At 35.6% G+C, this 18,189-nt stretch carries 14 protein-coding genes; 9 read left to right on the top strand and 5 right to left on the bottom strand.

Annotated elements, in window-relative coordinates:
* Positions 1-90 precede the first annotated feature (90 nt).
* From C511_RS0101095 to ruvB, 3 genes are read right to left on the bottom strand one after another with little or no spacing between them, the layout of a single operon-like run.
* Positions 91-1,452: a TIGR00341 family protein gene (locus C511_RS0101095; protein WP_027317665.1), complete on the bottom strand. Its 1,362-nt coding sequence runs from the start codon at positions 1,450-1,452 to the stop codon at positions 91-93.
* 6 nt (positions 1,453-1,458) lie between these two features.
* A complete protein-coding gene (locus C511_RS0101090) occupies positions 1,459-2,949 on the bottom strand; it encodes an oligosaccharide flippase family protein (RefSeq protein ID WP_024995478.1) in 1,491 nt (496 codons plus the stop codon).
* A gap of 14 nt (positions 2,950-2,963) precedes the next feature.
* Positions 2,964-3,992: a Holliday junction branch migration DNA helicase RuvB gene (ruvB, locus tag C511_RS0101085; protein WP_027317664.1), complete on the bottom strand. Its 1,029-nt coding sequence runs from the start codon at positions 3,990-3,992 to the stop codon at positions 2,964-2,966.
* Between the two features lie 94 nt (positions 3,993-4,086).
* On the opposite strand from ruvB, the gene C511_RS0101080 reads away from it, so the two are divergent.
* Together C511_RS0101080 and ybeY are read left to right on the top strand one after the other, a co-directional pair.
* The gene (locus C511_RS0101080; protein WP_024995479.1) at positions 4,087-5,319 is read left to right on the top strand and encodes a nucleoside recognition domain-containing protein; all 1,233 of its coding nucleotides are present in this window, start codon (positions 4,087-4,089) and stop codon (positions 5,317-5,319) included.
* Between the two features lie 20 nt (positions 5,320-5,339).
* On the top strand, positions 5,340-5,777 hold the full coding sequence (gene ybeY / locus C511_RS0101075; protein WP_027317663.1) for an rRNA maturation RNase YbeY: 438 nt from the start codon (positions 5,340-5,342) through the stop codon (positions 5,775-5,777).
* Positions 5,778-6,105: 328 nt separating this feature from the next.
* Here the strand turns inward: ybeY and C511_RS0101070 are convergent, their stop codons facing one another.
* Positions 6,106-7,782, bottom strand: coding sequence for a tetratricopeptide repeat protein (locus tag C511_RS0101070; RefSeq protein WP_024995481.1), 1,677 nt, complete (start codon positions 7,780-7,782; stop codon positions 6,106-6,108).
* A 293-nt stretch (positions 7,783-8,075) separates the two neighbouring features.
* Here C511_RS0101070 and mnmG point away from each other — a divergent pair, with 293 nt between their 5' ends.
* The 6 genes from mnmG (at position 8,076) to deoC (ending at position 14,181) form a co-directional block, all read left to right on the top strand.
* A complete protein-coding gene (mnmG, locus tag C511_RS0101065) occupies positions 8,076-9,953 on the top strand; it encodes a tRNA uridine-5-carboxymethylaminomethyl(34) synthesis enzyme MnmG (protein WP_027317662.1) in 1,878 nt (625 codons plus the stop codon).
* Positions 9,954-10,008: 55 nt separating this feature from the next.
* Complete coding sequence (locus C511_RS0101060) at positions 10,009-10,533, top strand: adenine phosphoribosyltransferase (RefSeq protein WP_024995482.1); 525 nt, start codon at positions 10,009-10,011, stop codon at positions 10,531-10,533.
* A gap of 66 nt (positions 10,534-10,599) precedes the next feature.
* A complete protein-coding gene (gene uvrC / locus C511_RS0101055; RefSeq protein WP_024995483.1) occupies positions 10,600-12,438 on the top strand; it encodes an excinuclease ABC subunit UvrC in 1,839 nt (612 codons plus the stop codon).
* Between the two features lie 69 nt (positions 12,439-12,507).
* Positions 12,508-12,960, top strand: coding sequence for a D-aminoacyl-tRNA deacylase (gene dtd, locus C511_RS0101050; RefSeq protein WP_024995484.1), 453 nt, complete (start codon positions 12,508-12,510; stop codon positions 12,958-12,960).
* Positions 12,960-13,301, top strand: coding sequence for a nucleotide pyrophosphohydrolase (locus tag C511_RS0101045; RefSeq protein WP_024995485.1), 342 nt, complete (start codon positions 12,960-12,962; stop codon positions 13,299-13,301). The genes dtd and C511_RS0101045 overlap by 1 nt, the downstream gene beginning before the upstream one ends.
* Positions 13,291-14,181: a deoxyribose-phosphate aldolase gene (gene deoC, locus C511_RS0101040; RefSeq protein WP_034781159.1), complete on the top strand. Its 891-nt coding sequence runs from the start codon at positions 13,291-13,293 to the stop codon at positions 14,179-14,181. The genes C511_RS0101045 and deoC overlap by 11 nt, the downstream gene beginning before the upstream one ends.
* 56 nt (positions 14,182-14,237) lie before the next feature.
* On the opposite strand, the gene C511_RS0101035 is transcribed toward deoC, so the two are convergent.
* Positions 14,238-15,212 (bottom strand): polyprenyl synthetase family protein, encoded by a 975-nt coding sequence (locus C511_RS0101035; RefSeq protein WP_024995487.1) that lies wholly within the window; start codon positions 15,210-15,212, stop codon positions 14,238-14,240.
* Between the two features lie 85 nt (positions 15,213-15,297).
* Here C511_RS0101035 and polA point away from each other — a divergent pair, with 85 nt between their 5' ends.
* Entirely contained in the window at positions 15,298-18,117 is a 2,820-nt protein-coding gene (polA, locus tag C511_RS0101030) for a DNA polymerase I (RefSeq protein WP_027317661.1), read from the top strand.
* Positions 18,118-18,189 lie beyond the last annotated feature (72 nt).

The raw sequence follows: 18,189 nt of genomic DNA, 5'->3' as shown, positions 1-18,189 counted from the left end.
AGATTGACACTTAACAGCAACAAAATGGCTAATTGTTTTCTTATTTTTTTTAGGCTCATGGTATTGTGATTTTATCAGTTAAGGAGGTTATTATTCTACAATCAATCGAAGTTCTTTTGCTTTAATACGGGCCTTAAGCCATTGTCGTATCTTGTTCTGTTCTGCACTACCGGGCTTAGGCGAAAACTTGGCTACAGCAAAGGTTACGGTGTCTGAACGCAGCGAATCTACACGCGTCTCAACCGCTCTGTTTAATGACAGTGTTTGAATAGAAGGATAAAGCACCTTCAATTCTTGAACTATATTTCGGCCCGTTTCATCGAATGTTTTATAGGAAGTTAATGCTTTTTCCAGCTGAACAATCTTTTTTTGTTGCTCTTTAATTTGCTCTTCGCTGTTTTTATAAAAATCTTCCATAACCATGGCGCGGATGGAGGTGACATCCACTCCAGAGTTATTCATGCCTTGTACAACCGTTAAGCGGGTGTTATTCAGTTTATAATCTTTTAGCTTGCGCTGCGCTATTTCCAAAGAAGCAACCGGGACATCTTCTCCAATCAGAACCACTCTAATTTCCGTGCTGTCTCCTTTATGAATAACCTTTTTATCGAGTATCTGAGTTTTATCAAAGCTAAGTTCTTCAGTTACGAAACGGTTTACTGTTCTTTCATAGAAACTATCTTTAATAATATGATAAGTCAGATAAATAGCCGGACACATGGTAGCTACGACCAAAAACACAATTGTTCTGCGAACAGTTCTCTCTCGGGTAACATCAACAAACTCTTTTTTATGAAAGTGCATTACTCGTACACCAATAAATGTGGCTACACTAATAAAAACGGAGTTAATAAAATACAGGTAAAATGCTCCCATAAAATAAACCAGATTACCTGTAGCCAATCCAAACCCGGCCGTGCACAAGGGTGGCATCAGTGCTGTAGCAATAGCAACACCCGGTATAACGTTCCCTTTTTCTTTGGTAGAGAACGCTACAACGCCCGCTAAACCACCGAACAAAGCAATCAGTACATCATAGATAGTTGGCGAAGTACGTGCCAGCAACTCCGATTGGGCTTCGTCAATAGGCGATATCAAAAAGAAAAAGGTGGAAGTTGCTACGCTGAATGCTGTAGCAACCAGAAAGCTCTTGAAAGAGCGCTTCATCAATTCAAAATCATTCAAGCCAACCGATAAACCAATGCCCATAATAGGCCCCATGAGGGGTGATATCAACATAGCACCGATAATAACGGCGGTAGAATTGACATTGAGCCCCAAAGAAGCCATGAAAATAGCGAAAATAAGAATCCATAAATTGGCTCCTTTGAACTCTACTCCTTTTCGAATGGATTCAACGGTTGCCAGTTCGTTGTCTTTGTCTTTTCTCAAATCAAGGTATTCCTTTAGAAATCCCTTGAAAGCAAATAGATTTCGGTTCGGTGTTTTCATGATCGTTTATTTTATAAAATGATTTAGCAACGGAATTTGTTTTAATGGCAGGTCTTTTTTCACAATAAATGCAATAAAAACAAATAACAAGCCTGTGCGAAACAACAAACGGAACACCACATTCTCGGGTACAATGAATACGGACGCAACGTACAGAACTGCTGCTAATAACACGTACAGCCCTATTCCCTTGAGATCATAATTAATAGGGTATTTCTTTTGCCCCACGAAATATGAAAGAATGGTTACCGTGAAGTAACCAGCTAAACCGGCCCACGCACAAGCGATATAACCATATACAGGAACGAAAATAATATTTAAAAGCACAATAATAACACAACCGATCAAAGAGAAATAGGCTCCCCAACGGGTTTCATCAATCAACTTGTACCAAAATGAAAGGTTGAAATAAACTCCCATAAACATTTCGGCAGCCATAACAATAGGTACTACCTTTAAACCCGGCCAGTAATCGGGGGTAATAATGTAACGCAGTATATCCATATAAAACATCACCGCCAGAAAGGCTAGCAATGTAAAGATAACAAAGAATTTCATTGCCGATGCATAAGTCTGCCGGCTGTCTCCATCCTTTTCTTTTCCAAAGACAAAGGGTTCATACGCATACCTAAAGGCCTGCGTAAACATTGCCATAACCATGGCGATCTTACTAGCTGCCCCGTATATGCCTAATTGTACGCGTGCCTCATTAGCATTATCAAGTAAGAAAGGAAAGATAATCTTATCTACCGTTTGATTCAGAATACCTGCCAAACCCAATATAAGAATAGGAAATGAATAGGAGAACATCCGTTTAATCAGGGCTTTATCGAGTACATATTGAAAACCTCTCAATTCATTCACGAAGAAAAGCATTTGCAAGGAAGTGCAGATTAAATTGGCCAGAAAGACGTAACCGACTCCGTAACCAGAATCATAGAACCAAGAAATAGCTTGAGGTGAATGCGCATTTAACCAAGGACAAAGAACCAAAAAGAAAAGGTTTAATAGAATGTTGGAGACTACAAACATCATCTTTATTCCAGCAAACTTAATGGGTCTTTTGCGGTATCTCAAATAAGCAAAAGGAATGCACTGGAAAGCATCTAAAGCTACAACTATAGCCATCATGGCAATATATTCCGGATGGTCTGCATATCCAAGAAATCCAGCTATGGGTTCTATGAATACCAAACAAAAGAGAACGAATAAGACAGAGGAACCTCCAACTGTAATGAGCGTACTCGAATAGACTTTGAGCGGATCTTCATCTTTCTTATTGGCAAACCGGAAGAAGCCAGTTTCCATTCCATAAGTCAGAACGACCAAAAGAAGGGCTGTCATAGCATATATGTTCGTAACGACCCCATAACCACCCGATGCCGCAGACAATTTAATTGTGTACAGGGGTACAAGCAAATAATTCAAGAAACGGCCTATTATACTACTCAGTCCATATATTGCAGTATCTTTTGCCAACGATTTTAATCCAGCCATATGTTGTATGTCAATTAATCAAATAATGTTTTACTCTTACCCCCATAAAGGCTTCGACCTAAATGTTTGTAAGCTAATTCTGTGACTTCACGTCCTCGTGGTGTCCGCTTTAAAAATCCTTCTTTTATGAGGAAAGGCTCATATACCTCCTCAATGGTACCCGAATCTTCTCCCAAAGCAGTTGCTATTGTTGTAATACCAACGGGGCCTCCATTGAACTTATCAATGATGATGCAAAGTATCTTGTTGTCAATTTCATCAAGACCATATTTATCAATATTAAGTGCTTCGAGTGCAAAATTGGCTATTTCTGTATCTATTTGCCCCGAACCTTTTACTTGAGCAAAATCACGAACACGGCGTAATAAGGCATTCGCAATACGAGGTGTGCCTCGACTTCTGGACGCAATCTCTCCTGCAGCCGGAAAAGAACATGGCACATCCAATATACCGGCTGAACGCCTAATTATATTGGAGAGAATATCATCATCATAGTACTCCAAATGAAGGTTGATGCCAAAGCGAGCACGTAAAGGAGCAGTCAACAATCCACTTCGGGTAGTTGCTCCCACCAAAGTAAATGGGCTCAAATCAATCTGAATGCTTCTGGCCGATGGTCCTTTATCAATCATGATATCAATTCGGTAATCTTCCATAGCCGAATAAAGATACTCCTCCACAACTGGAGATAAGCGATGAATTTCATCAATGAAAAGCACATCATTGGGTTCGAGGCTGGTAAGCACACCTGCCAAATCTCCAGGCTTGTCGAGCACCGGCCCTGATGTGACTTTAAACCCCACTCCTAGCTCATTAGCAATAATATTCGACAAGGTGGTTTTACCCAATCCGGGAGGGCCATGCAACAAAACATGGTCCAATGCTTCACCCCGTAAACGGGCGGCCTTTACAAATATTCGTAAATTATCTACGACCTTGTCCTGTCCGCTAAAATCATTAAAGCTAAGTGGCCTGAGCGCATTTTCATACTCACGTTCTTTATTCGTAAGCTGATTGTCGCGTATATCAAAATCTTCTTCCATATTCCTATTCATGAATGGAAAGCAAAAATACATGTTTATTTTCAGATAAATGAAAACATATTCCTACTTTTGTGCAATTTTGAATAAGCTAGCTATGGTTTTAAATTACATTTGGGTTGCTTTCTTTGTAATCGCTTTTATTGTTGCTTTAGGTAAACTGTTTTTTTTAGGAGACACGGAGATTTTTACGGAAATAATTAACTCCACTTTTGACTCTTCCAGAACAGCTTTTGAGATATCTTTGGGACTCACTGGCATTCTGTCTTTGTGGCTAGGAATTATGAAGATTGGAGAAAATAGTGGCCTAATCAATGCCTTATCTCGCTTTTTGAGTCCCGTGTTTTGCAAATTGTTTCCTGAAATACCCAAAGGGCATCCTGTTATGGGTTCCATCTTCATGAATTTATCCGCTAACATGCTGGGACTTGATAATGCTGCCACTCCCATGGGGCTAAAGGCTATGAAAGAGCTTCAAGATCTAAATCCACGAAAAGACACTGCCACCAACTCCATGATCATGTTTCTTGTACTTAATACTTCTGGACTAATGCTTATTCCAATCAGTATTATGGTTTACAGAGCACAAATGGGGGCCAGCCAGCCAACTGATATTTTCATTCCCATCCTGCTTAGCACATTTATATCTACATTAACCGGAGTTATAGTAGTAAGTATCTCACAACGCATTAACTTGATAAACAAAGCGATGCTAATTTTCTTGGGAGGATTAAGTTGTATATTCGGCCTTATTATCTACAGTTTTGCAACTTTAACTCGAGATGACATGGGTACTTATTCTACTTTAACAGCTAATATAATTCTTTTTGGAGTGATTGTATTATTTATTGCCAACGGAATAAGAAAGAAGATTAATGTATACGATTCTTTTGTAGAAGGAGCAAAAGAAGGATTCAATACGGCCGTTAGAATAATACCCTATCTAGTAGCCTTTCTAGTTGGGATAGCCGTTTTTCGAACCTCGGGAGCAATGGATATTCTAGTTGATAGCATTGGATATATGTTCAATTCTGCAGGGCTGGATACCAGTTTTGTAGGTGCTTTACCAACAGCATTAATGAAATCTCTAAGTGGTAGTGGAGCCAATGGATTAATGATTGACACCATGAAGCAATTCGGTGCTGACTCATTTGTTGCCAGAACTAGCTGTGTAGTACGCGGAGCTTCGGATACCACATTTTATATCTTAGCGGTTTATTTTGGTAGCGTAGGCATTAGCAAAACAAGAAATGCTGTTACTTGTGGCTTAATCGCTGACTTCGCGGGTATTATTGCCGCCATTTTATTTAGCTACTTATTCTTTTTTTAATTGTTTAAATACATATTTTTATGAGCATAACATATCATACAGAGGGCGTTAACATGCCTAATATTAAGAGACAAGCTACTTCACAGTGGATTAAATCAGTAGCTGCTTCATATGGGAAAAAAGTCGGTGAAATCGCTTATATTTTCTGTTCTGACAAAAAAATACTTGAAGTTAACCGACAATATCTAGAACATGATTATTATACGGATATAATTACCTTTGATTATACAGAGGAGAATAAAATAGCCGGGGATATATTTATTAGCCTAGATACAGTAAAAACTAATTCTGAGCAATTTAATACCAATTATAACGAAGAGTTACATCGAACCATTATACATGGCATTCTTCATCTATGTGGAATCAACGACAAAGGGCCGGGCGAACGTGAAATAATGGAAGCCGCAGAAAACAAAGCTTTGAGCTGTCTTAAAATTGATGAGATACAAAAAGAATAAAGGAACTGACTTTTAGACAGCTCCTTTATCTAGCAAATAGTATTATCATAGAGATTTATGAAGGTCAGAAGGTATACTAAGAGTCTAGGTCAGTAATAAAACAAACATAACCAAATGCAATTCAATGATATACAAAGATATCTATTATCCATGTAAGCAAGAAAATTTTCTGATAACAATAAGAATGAAAAAAGTACTGATTATCAGTACTTTACAACACAACACAATAACATCTGCAGTTTTGCTTGTGAATTTAGAAGGAAATTTATATCGCTTGTAGAATACATCTGATTATGTATTTATAGAAGTAGAAAGACTTATAGTTGAACTATTCCTCAATAATCATTTTGGCCTTTAGTCTATATCGACGTTGATTAACAATCTGTTTACTGGCATTTCCAAAACAAAGTGCAATAGCAAAAGTATCAAGACCAGTCTGATCCAAACAAGAATAAAGCAAATCATCTTCGGTTAGTTTCGGAAATTTCTCCTGTAATTCTGCTACCGATTCTTCATATATCTGAAATATTGTTTTCCTTAATTCAATCTGCTCCGCCTGCGTTAATACCTTTATTGATTTGTTATCTGATCTATCCTGTTTGGATAGTTTCTGAATTTTAGTGTAAGACGAAGTCTGCTGAAATAGAGCATTTCGTAACTTGTTTTTTTGTTTTGCTAATTCTTGAACTTCACGCATCTTTTCCTCAATTTTAAAATCCCAATCCAATTGCTCCTTTTCTAAGCATTGAATTTGAAGATTGTTCTGATCAATACGTGTTTGTAAATTGGCTATCTCCATTAACATTTTCTCACTGCGCTGTTTATATAACAATTTAGCAATGGTCTTCTTCTTATTTAGACGTTGCAAAACCAAAAGCAACATGAGAACAATAATAATTGAAACAAAAACAATTGCAATAATGGTTAGCCTCATGGAAGCCTTATGGCTAGCAACCTTCGCCTCTATTTCATATTTATAGCCCATTTGTTCTATCTGGGAAGACTTATCAACCATATAGAGAGAATCTATTACCTCTGAAAAAACAGTTAAGTGTTCAAAAGCTTCTTGGAAATTTCCTTGGCCCTTTTCCAAATCAGACAAATAACCGTGAGTTAAAGCATGGTCCTTAACTGTTCCATCCTCAAAACTTTTATTTAAATAATATCTAGCCGAATCAATCTCACTATTCAACAGTTTCAAGTTACCTATAGATAAATAAATAGGAGATTTCTTGACATTAAATGGTCGATAAGATAGAGCTAAAAAGGCATATTGTAAAGCAGAATCAATTTTATTTAAAGACTCATAAGTCATACTGTAATTATTACAAGTATTACTTATCACAAGTGAGTCTTTTGTTTCAAAAGCAAGCTTAATTGCTTGAGTCATCACTCTTATTTCATCTTTATTTTTGTTTTGAATAGCGTATACCCGACTGATGAAGCCCAGAGCATTAACAATCGCTTTTTTATCATTTATAGACATGTAATCATTACATGCCAAATTAAACTTATCTAATGCTTCATTATAGAGGGATTGGCTGTAGTATACCCTGCCTAAATCTTCATAAATCATACCTCTAATCCTAATTTCGGATTTACCGTTCTTTAACTCAGGCAATGCTTTATAGAAAAAGTCAATTGCCTCTCTTTCCATGCCCATTTCAACTAACAATCTGCCTTTATAAAGATATGATTTTCCTTTGTTTAGACCACTATAGAAATATTCTGTACAAACATTAATAAGAGAATCGCAAGGTAGTAATGAGAGGTAATTTTTATCTGTAGCCTGCACCAATAAAAGGCTGTAATATGCCTTTTCATAATTTGAATGAAGCTTAGATATATCAATCTGCTTGAGTTTTTGAAGTGCTTTTTCCGGTGAAATAGCCAATAAAGAATCAGCTTCGACCAATAATGGCGAAGACGTACTCTCTTGACAACATGAAAATATCACCAAACAAGATATATAGACGAAGGCTAAAAAGGTCTTCCTTAATCCCATACTAAACTAATTAGTGCGATGCAAATATAGCATTTACAAAATTAATTATTGCATTAAAAACCATTTTGAATAATTTTAAAGAATAGAGCCTATATATTTAGAGTGTAGAAAATGCAAAAATTCTATCGAAATCAGATAAAGCCATCGTCAACGGAGAATGAATATCAAAAGGATTGCATAAAATTCGTGAAAAACAAACAATTAGATTTAGAGAATTGTTTCGTTTTTACTTTTCATTATAGTTATACTAAAATAAACATGTAAATTTGCACCTATAAATAAATTTTAAATTGATGGAATTTAAATATGACGTAATAGTGATTGGCGCAGGCCATGCTGGCTGTGAAGCTGCTGCTGCCGCTGCAAACATGGGCTCAAAAACCTGTCTGATCACAATGGATATGAATAAAGTAGCTCAAATGAGTTGCAATCCCGCCGTTGGAGGTATTGCCAAAGGTCAAATAGTTCGAGAGATAGACGCTCTAGGAGGATACATGGGACTTGTTACAGATAAAACTGCAATTCAGTTTCGAATTCTAAATCGTTCCAAAGGACCAGCCATGTGGAGTCCTAGAGCACAGTGTGACCGAAATAAGTTTATTTGGACGTGGAGAGAAATTTTAGAAAACATTCCGAATCTAAGTATTTGGCAAGATACTGTCAAAGAAATAATCGTTGAAAACGGAGAAATTACAGGATTAAAAACATTTTGGGATGTTACCTTTCATGCGAAGTGTGTTGTTATTACTGCCGGTACGTTTCTTAACGGAATGATGCATGTAGGAAAAACACAACTAGCAGGAGGAAGAATGGCTGAACCACCTTCACTACAATTAACCGAATCAATTACTAAATTCGGCATACGATCCGGTAGGATGAAAACAGGGACTCCGGTGAGAATCGACGGTAGAAGCGTTAATTTTCAACTTATGGCAACACAAGATGGAGAAAATGATCATCATAAATTTTCATTTATGAATACCAGCCTTAGACATTTGAAACAGCTTCAATGCTGGACATGCTATACAAACGAAGAGGTACATCGTGTTTTGAGAGAAGGTCTAAATGAATCGCCATTATATAATGGTCAGATCCAAAGTATTGGACCTCGCTATTGTCCTAGTATTGAAACTAAAATAGTAACATTCCCCGATAAAAACCAGCACCAATTATTCTTAGAGCCTGAAGGAGAAACGACTCAAGAGCTATATTTAAATGGATTTTCATCTTCTTTACCTATGGACATTCAGATACAAGCACTAAGAAAAATTCCGGCTTTTAGTAATATAGAGATATATCGCCCCGGATATGCCATTGAGTATGATTATTTTGACCCAACACAATTAAAACATTCTCTCGAGTCGAAAATAATTAAAAATCTATTTTTTGCAGGACAAGTAAACGGTACTACCGGATATGAAGAAGCAGGAGGACAAGGCCTAATAGCTGGAATCAATGCGCACATTAATTGTCATGGCGGAGAACCATTTACTCTTGCTAGAGATGAAGCATATATTGGCGTTTTAATCGATGATTTAGTAACAAAGGGAGTCGATGAGCCCTATCGTATGTTCACATCTAGAGCAGAATATAGAATATTGCTCAGAATGGATGACGCGGATATGCGACTAACTGAAAAAGGTTGGAAGTTAGGTTTAGTGAAAGCCGATCGCTATGAGTTATATAGAAATAAAAAGGATATTGTTAATGAAATCATTAATTTCACCCGAACTTATTCAATCAAGCCATCATTAATTAATGAAACGCTTGAGTCCTATAACACCGCACCTCTTAAACATGGTTGCAAATTAATTGATTTAATCAACAGACCTCAAATAACAATTGAGAACATAGCATTGCATATTCCTTCATTCAAGAGAGTATTGGATGAAATAAAAGATTCAAGAAAAGAAGAAATTATTGAGGCTGCAGAAATCCAAATAAAATATGAAGGATATATTGCAAGAGAAAGAATGATAGCAGCCAAACTCTCTAGGCTTGAAAGTATTAAAATCAAAGGAAAATTCAATTATACCGATATTCAGTCACTTTCAACAGAAGCAAGACAGAAGTTGATTAAGATTGATCCAGAGACAATTGCTCAAGCAAGTAGAATACCAGGTGTTTCACCAAGCGACATCAACGTTCTTCTAGTTCTAGCAGGGCGTTAGACACCCCGTTTCACGTGAAACAAAACATTTAAATAAAAAATATAAAAGATTGATTATGAGGAGAGAAAAGCTAATCAGCAACATTAGAAATGTACCAGACTTCCCAATTCCAGGGATTCAATTCAAAGATGTGACCACTCTATTTAAGGACTCTGAGTGCTTACAAATTCTTTCAGATATCATGTATGAAATGTACAAAGATAAAGGAATAACAAAAGTAGTAGGAATAGAATCGAGAGGTTTTATTATGGGGCCTATATTAGCAACTCGTTTGAATGCAGGATTTATACCAATAAGAAAGCCAGGAAAGTTACCAGCCGAGACAATTGAGGAGACTTACGACAAAGAATATGGTACGGACACAGTTCAAATCCACAAAGATGCACTAGATGCCAACGATATAATCCTCCTTCATGATGATCTTTTGGCTACTGGTGGAACCATGAAAGCCGCATGCGATTTAGTGAAGAGGCTTCACCCAAAAGCAATCTATGTTAATTTCATAATTGAGCTAAAAGATTTAAATGGGAAAGACATATTCGATCCGAACATTGAGATACAATCAGTACTGAGTCTTTAAGACTATCTGCTCTTTGCTTGTACAAAGAGCAGATTTTTTGGGGACTTCTAAATTAATTAAAGATATATGGATAATTCTGATTTGAACGCAAATGAATACCTCAGAGGTATTGTTTTGAATTTACCAGAGAAGCCCGGTATCTATCAATATCTAAACTCTGAAGGAACAATTATATATGTTGGCAAAGCAAAAAACTTAAAGAAGAGAGTTTATTCTTATTTCAATAAAAACCATGAACCAGGAAAAACGAGAGTGCTTGTCAGCAAAATTGTCGATATAAGATATATTGTGGTTAATTCAGAAGAAGATGCTTTACTCCTTGAGAATAATCTAATCAAGAAATACAAACCCCGATACAACGTTCTATTAAAAGACGACAAGACATACCCCTCCATCTGTGTTCAAAACGAATATTTTCCTAGAGTGTTTAAAACTAGAAAAATAATTCGAAATGGCTCCTCATATTATGGTCCGTATAGCCACTTACCATCAATGTACGCACTGCTTGACCTTATAAAACACCTATACCCTATTCGAACATGCAGCCTTAATCTTAGCCCTGAAAACATTAAAATTGGAAAATATAATGTTTGTTTGGAATACCATATAAAAAATTGTGCAGGACCTTGTATTGGACTACAAACGCATGATGAATATATGAGAAACATAGCAGAAATAAAAGAAATACTAAAAGGAAATACAAGTGAGATCAGCAAAGCAATCTTTCAGAAAATGAATGAGCTAGCAACTGAACTTAAATTTGAAGAAGCTCAAATTCTCAAAAGGAAATATGATTTAATTGAGAATTACCGCTCCAAATCAGAAGTTGTAAGCTCAACACTACACAATGTAGATGTATTTTCTATTGAAGAAGATGGAGAGCGAGCTGCATTCATTAATTATCTACACATTACAAACGGTGCTATAAATCAGGCATTTACTTTTGAATACAAGAAAAGGTTAGGAGAAACAAAAGAAGAACTTTTAGAGCTTGGAATTATAGAAATGAGAGAAAGATACAAAAGTTTGTCTCCGGAAATAATAATTCCATTCAAAATTGAAATGAATTTAAATAATGTACTTTTCACCATACCGCAACGTGGAGATAAGAAAAAACTATTGGACTTATCAATTTTAAACGTAAAACAATACAAAGTAGATAGGATGAAGCAGGCTGAAAAATTAAATCCAGAACAAAGAAGCTTGAAACTAATGAAAGAAATTCAGTTATTACTTAAATTAGACAGGCCTCCTCTTCATATCGAGTGCTTTGACAACTCAAACATCCAAGGCTCAGACGCAGTTGCGGCATGTGTTGTATTTAAGAGAATTAAGCCATCAAAAAAGGAATATAGAAAATATATAATTAAAACAGTTGAGGGAGCAGATGATTATGCATCAATGAAAGAGGTTGTGAAAAGAAGATACGAACGCCTCAGAGAAGAAAACACTTCACTACCTGACCTCATAATCACTGATGGAGGGAAAGGACAAATGGAGGCTGTGAGGAAGGCTTTAGAAGAAATAAATATTAGGATACCTATTGCAGGATTAGCAAAAGATAAAAAGCACAGAACATCAGAATTTTTATATGGATTTCCAGTGCAAACTATAGGATTAAAACAAGGCACTCCATTGTTTAAATTATTTGAACAAATACAAGATGAAGTACATAGGTTTGCTATTACTTTTCATCGTCAAAAACGTAGTAAAAGACAGTTGGCATCTACCCTTGACGATATAAAGGGAATCGGACAGAAAACAAAACAACTTTTACTTGTAAATTTAAAAAGTGTTAAACGGATAAAGGAGTCAACACTAGAAGAATTAATACCCATTATAGGTAAAGCAAAAGCTGAAATAGTATTCAACTATTTTAATCAAGAAACTCTAGCGAATAAATAATTGTAAAATTTAGCAAATTCAATCTATATTATTTCGTAAATTTGTCTTTTGAGTTAATATAATATTAAAATGAGGGTAATAATACAACGCGTCTTGAGTGCTTCAGTAACTATAAATGGCAACTATAAATCAATTATAGAAAAAGGTTTGCTTATCTTAGTAGGGATTGAAAATCTTGATGACAAGCAAGATGTAGAATGGTTATGTAATAAAATACTAAATTTGCGCATATTTGATGATGAAAAAGGAATTATGAACAAGTCAGTCCTAGATATTGAAGGAAATATAATGGTTGTAAGTCAATTTACTTTGCATGCATCAACAAAAAAAGGAAATAGGCCATCTTATATCAAAGCGGCCAAACATGAAGTCGCTATACCACTCTATCATTGTTTCTGCGAGAAGTTAAGTCAATTATTAGGTAAATCAGTAGCCACAGGTGAATTTGGAGCAGATATGAAAGTGCAACTAATAAATGACGGACCTGTTACTATATATATGGATACGAAAAACAAAGAATAATGACAATAGAAGAAGCTCAAAAAGAAGTAGACCAGTGGATTAACACATATGGAGTTCGTTATTTTAACGAACTAACCAATATGACCATACTAACTGAGGAGGTAGGTGAATTAGCACGTGTAATGGCTAGAAAATATGGTGACCAATCTTTCAAGGAGGGCGAGAAAGATAATATTGCTGACGAATTGACTGATATATTATGGGTGTTACTTTGTATAGCAAATCAAACAGGGGTTGATTTAACTAAATCTTTTAAGGACAATCTAGTAAAGAAGACCCAAAGAGACAATAAAAGACATATTAGTAATCACAAATTAAATAGTAATAAAGATGAGCAATAGTAGTAAATACAAATCGGCGTTAGAGAAGTATAACATCAACCTCAATGATGCTGAAATAAAGAAAGAGGTTGATTTACTAATAAAAACAAAGGTAGTAGAAAACGACACAATAGATGTCAAAAAGGCTCTTTTTAGTTTCATCGATTTAACGACTTTAAACAGTACCGATAACGATGAAAGTGTGATGAAATTCACTGAAAAAGTAAATAGGTTCGACTCTGAATTTGCAGATTTGAAAAATGTTGCTGCTATTTGTGTATATCCAAACTTCGCACAAGTAGTTAAAGATACTTTAGAAGTAGAAAATGTAAATATAGCCTGTGTATCAGGTGGATTTCCTTCATCACAAACTTTTATAGAAGTTAAGATTGCTGAAACTGCTATGGCTATTATGGAAGGAGCTGATGAGATTGACATTGTCATTTCAGTTGGTCATTTCTTAAATGAAAATTATGAAGAAATGTGTGATGAGATAGAAGAACTCAAAAATACATGTAAGGACAAACACTTGAAAGTAATACTAGAAACAGGTGCTTTACAGACCTCTTCAAACATTAAGAAAGCCTCTATCCTATCCATGTATTCAGGAGCTGATTTTATTAAAACATCAACAGGGAAACAGCAACCCGCAGCTACTCCTGAAGCAGCATTGGTAATGTGTCAAGCAATAAAAGAATACTATGATATAACAGGTAATAAAATTGGATTCAAGCCAGCAGGCGGAATCAACACTGTAAATGACGCACTTATATACTATACGATTGTGAAAGAAATATTGGGAGAAGAATGGTTAACTAACAAATTATTCCGTATTGGGACAAGTAGACTAGCCAACCTATTATTATCAGAAATAAGAGGAGAAGAAGTTAAGTTCTTCTAGATATTTTATACTACAATTTAATATCGTGCTCTTTGGAAATCTCCATCAGCACGATATTATTTATGCCTATCAACAACATAATCTAAATATAACCTCAAGGATTCTTTTACTTCAGTATCAGGCATTAATGACAATAGGTCTAACGCTTTTTCTTTATATTTAGTCATTTCTTTCTGGGCATAAAGAATACCACCGTTATCTTTAGTAAATGAAACAAGATCTGATATCTCCTGATGCGAAGCCAACCTTTGTTTTACTTTGATTGCAAGCCGCTTAATCTCCTCTCCGGCTCCATTATTAAGAACAAAAAGAACAGGAAGAGTTAATTTCCCCTCAAACATATCATTGCCTGTTGGTTTCCCTATATCTGCATTATCAAAATAGTCAAATATATCATCTTTTATCTGAAAACAAATGCCGATATATTCACCAAAAAGTCTTGCAAGCTCTACCTTTTCATTATCTACTTGAGCCGACAAAGCAGCAGCTTTAGTGCAGGAAGCAAACAATGCCGCTGTTTTTTTATTAATAACATCAAAATATACAGACTCAGAAAATTCAGTATTATTAATATTAGATAATTGAAGCAGTTCACCTTCAGCTAAATCCTGCCCTAACTTAGATACAACATCAATTATACCATGATTTTTAGTTTTAGAAGCCTGTACCAAGCAAGTTGCCAATAAAAAATCTCCTGTAAGCACTGCAACCTTATTATTAAAAATAGCATTGACAGAAAGTTGCCCACGCCGTTCGGCACTCTCATCAACTACATCATCGTGAACTAAACTAGCAGTATGTAGTAATTCGAGAGAAACAGCAGCATGTAGCGTCTGTGTGCTTACTTTGCCGTATAATTTAGCTATTAACAAGACAAGAATCGGACGCATCATCTTGCCATTCCTTTGCTGTAAATGCACAATTACATCGGTAAGTAAAGGATTAGAGCTGGAAAGGGAGTGATCAAAAAGATTTTTGAAATCTTCCAGTTCATCAATTATGGGAGACTTTATAAGAGATAAAACATCCATATGAACATGATTTGTCTACAAAAGTAATAATAAAACGATTAATACCGTATTTTTTTGTATTTTTACCATTAAAAAAATAATAAAAATGGAACCAAATAATAAATTGATCCTTCTTGACGCATACGCACTCATATACAGAGCATACTATGCATTCATTAAGAATCCCAGAATTAACTCAAAAGGATTTAATACATCTGCAATATTAGGCTTTGTAAATACATTGGAGGAAGTCCTCAAAAATCAAGCACCAACACACATCGGTATAGCATTTGATCCGGCCGGACCAACATTCAGACATGAAATATATGAAAAGTATAAAGCACAAAGAGAAGAAACCCCTGAAGCCATACGTTTATCAATACCCATAATAAAGGAAATTATTAGCGCCTACAATATTCCGATTTTAGAAGTCGCAGGATATGAGGCAGACGATGTTATTGGAACATTAGCTACAAAAGCATCTCTAAAGAGTATTGAAACCTATATGATGACTCCTGATAAGGATTATGGGCAATTAGTAAATGATAATGTGTTCATTTACAAACCTAAATACGGAGATAAGGAATTCGAAATAATGGGTATTGAAGCTGTAAAAGCAAAATTCAATATTGAATCGCCAACTCAAGTTATTGACATATTAGGATTAATGGGAGACGCTTCGGATAACATTCCCGGCTGTCCGGGTGTAGGAGAGAAAACTGCCCAAAAACTTATTTCAGAATTTGGTAGTATAGAAAACCTTTTGGAAAATACTGAAAAATTAAAAGGAGCAATCAAAACTAAGATTGAAGCCAATAAAGAACTAATCGTCTTTTCTAAGTTTTTAGCAACCATAAAAACAGATGTTCCCATTGAACTCGATATGGATTCTTTAAAAAGACAAGAACCGGACGAGAATAAATTACGAACTATTTTTGAAGAGATGGAATTCAGGACACTGATTGAAAGAGTCCTCAAAAACGATAAAACAAAAAATGATAGCAAGAAGGAAATTCTAAGCTTACCTTTTGAAGAAAATAAAAGTCCGATTCAAGGCAATCTCTTTGAAGAATTTACGGGCACAACATCGAATAGCGAATTTAAAACGAATCTAATGCGTTTAGATATTTCAATTCAATGCTACCAACTTGCTGATAATCAACACGAAAGAGGTCAATTAATTCAAAAGTTAGTTACATCGAAAATCATCACAATAGATACGGAGACAACTGGTACTGATCCAATAGAGGCAGAAATAGTAGGAATGAGCTTTTCAATCAAAGAGAATGAAGCCTATTATGTTCCCGTACCGGCAGAGAAAAGCGAAGCGTTAAAAATACTAAATGAGTTCAAATATATATTTGAAAGCGAAGAAATCATCAAGATCGGGCAAAATATCAAGTATGACATGCTCATACTAAAAAAATACGGAATCAATGTCAAAGGAAAGATATTCGATACAATGGTGGCACACTATGTACTACAGCCCGAACTAAGACATGGCATGGATTATTTAGCCGAGATCTATTTAAACTATCAAACCATTCATATAGATGAGCTGATTGGCCCAAAAGGAAAAAGCCAGAAAAGTATGAGAGAGCTACCCCCCGAAGACGTGTATCTTTATGCGTGCGAGGATGCAGATATAACTCTAAAACTCAAAAACATTCTCGAGAAAAAATTGAAAGAGAATGACGCTGAAAAACTTTTTTATGAAATAGAAATGCCTCTTATTCCTGTATTAGTTGAGATTGAGAGTAATGGAGTGCGCCTTGATACAAATGCCTTAAAACAATCGTCATTGCAATTTACCGAACAATTAATAGCTATTGAAAAGGAAATATATGAATTAGCTGAAGGAATAGAATTTAATATTGCATCCCCTAAACAAGTGGGAGAGATTTTATTTGATAAACTAAAAATCATACAGAAAGCTAAGAAAACCAAGACTGGGCAATATGTGACCTCTGAAGATGTTTTGGAGAGCCTGCGTCATAAACATCAGATTGTCGAGAAAATATTAGAGTACAGAGGCTTAAAGAAACTGCTCAATACTTATATAGATGCATTGCCATTATTAATAAATCCGCAAACCGGAAAGGTTCATACGTCCTTTAATCAAACTATAACTGCCACAGGAAGATTGAGTTCCAGCAATCCCAATTTGCAAAACATCCCCATACGAGATGAAAATGGTAAAGAGATTAGAAAAGCATTTATCCCTGATGATGGTTGCCTTTTCTTCTCGGCAGACTACTCGCAAATCGAGTTAAGAATAATGGCTCATTTGAGCGAAGACAAAAATATGATTGATGCTTTCTTAAGCGGACATGACATTCATGCTGCAACTGCTGCCAAAATTTATAAAGTAGATATTAACGAAGTTGACAGCAACATGCGCAGAAAAGCAAAAACCGCTAATTTTGGAATTATATATGGGATATCTGTATTTGGGCTAGCAGAAAGATTGAGTATAGACCGTAAAGAGGCAAAAGAACTTATTGATGGGTATTTTGAAACGTATCCACAGGTGAAAATATATATGGAAAAGAGCATAGAATCTGCTAGAGAAAAAGGCTATGTAGAAACGATTTTTAATCGAAAAAGATTTCTACCAGATATTAATTCCAGAAATGCTGTGGTAAGAGGATACGCAGAAAGGAATGCCATTAATGCGCCCATACAAGGTAGTGCGGCTGATATAATAAAAGTAGCCATGGCACGGATTTACAACCGATTTGAAAAAGAAAAAATCAGTGCTAAAATGATTCTTCAAGTACACGATGAATTAAATTTCAGTGTACCCAGAAAGGAGAAAGAAATTGTTCAGCAAATAGTAATTGAGGAGATGGAAAATGCTTATAAGATGCATGTTCCCCTTAAAGCTGACTGTGGCTGGGGAAACAACTGGTTAGAAGCACACTAAGTACTACAAACTGAACTTTACCTGATCAAGAATGAGCCAAAGCATATATAATATATGCTTTGGCTCATTCTT

It is taken from the genome of Bacteroides graminisolvens DSM 19988 = JCM 15093 (assembly GCF_000428125.1).
Taxonomy (GTDB): domain Bacteria; phylum Bacteroidota; class Bacteroidia; order Bacteroidales; family Bacteroidaceae; genus Bacteroides; species Bacteroides graminisolvens.
This window is presented reverse-complemented; position numbering and strand designations above follow the sequence as displayed.

What these genes read in the sequence shown, in the direction of transcription:
- C511_RS0101095 (WP_027317665.1), bottom strand. Translation starts at nt 1,452, where the DNA reads ATGAAAACACCGAACCGAAATCTATTTGCTTTCAAGGGATTTCTAAAG.
- C511_RS0101090 (WP_024995478.1), bottom strand. Translation starts at nt 2,949, where the DNA reads ATGGCTGGATTAAAATCGTTGGCAAAAGATACTGCAATATATGGACTG.
- ruvB (WP_027317664.1), bottom strand. Translation starts at nt 3,992, where the DNA reads ATGGAAGAAGATTTTGATATACGCGACAATCAGCTTACGAATAAAGAA.
- C511_RS0101080 (WP_024995479.1), top strand. Translation starts at nt 4,087, where the DNA reads ATGGTTTTAAATTACATTTGGGTTGCTTTCTTTGTAATCGCTTTTATT.
- ybeY (WP_027317663.1), top strand. Translation starts at nt 5,340, where the DNA reads ATGAGCATAACATATCATACAGAGGGCGTTAACATGCCTAATATTAAG.
- C511_RS0101070 (WP_024995481.1), bottom strand. Translation starts at nt 7,782, where the DNA reads ATGGGATTAAGGAAGACCTTTTTAGCCTTCGTCTATATATCTTGTTTG.
- mnmG (WP_027317662.1), top strand. Translation starts at nt 8,076, where the DNA reads ATGGAATTTAAATATGACGTAATAGTGATTGGCGCAGGCCATGCTGGC.
- C511_RS0101060 (WP_024995482.1), top strand. Translation starts at nt 10,009, where the DNA reads ATGAGGAGAGAAAAGCTAATCAGCAACATTAGAAATGTACCAGACTTC.
- uvrC (WP_024995483.1), top strand. Translation starts at nt 10,600, where the DNA reads ATGGATAATTCTGATTTGAACGCAAATGAATACCTCAGAGGTATTGTT.
- dtd (WP_024995484.1), top strand. Translation starts at nt 12,508, where the DNA reads ATGAGGGTAATAATACAACGCGTCTTGAGTGCTTCAGTAACTATAAAT.
- C511_RS0101045 (WP_024995485.1), top strand. Translation starts at nt 12,960, where the DNA reads ATGACAATAGAAGAAGCTCAAAAAGAAGTAGACCAGTGGATTAACACA.
- deoC (WP_034781159.1), top strand. Translation starts at nt 13,291, where the DNA reads ATGAGCAATAGTAGTAAATACAAATCGGCGTTAGAGAAGTATAACATC.
- C511_RS0101035 (WP_024995487.1), bottom strand. Translation starts at nt 15,212, where the DNA reads ATGGATGTTTTATCTCTTATAAAGTCTCCCATAATTGATGAACTGGAA.
- polA (WP_027317661.1), top strand. Translation starts at nt 15,298, where the DNA reads ATGGAACCAAATAATAAATTGATCCTTCTTGACGCATACGCACTCATA.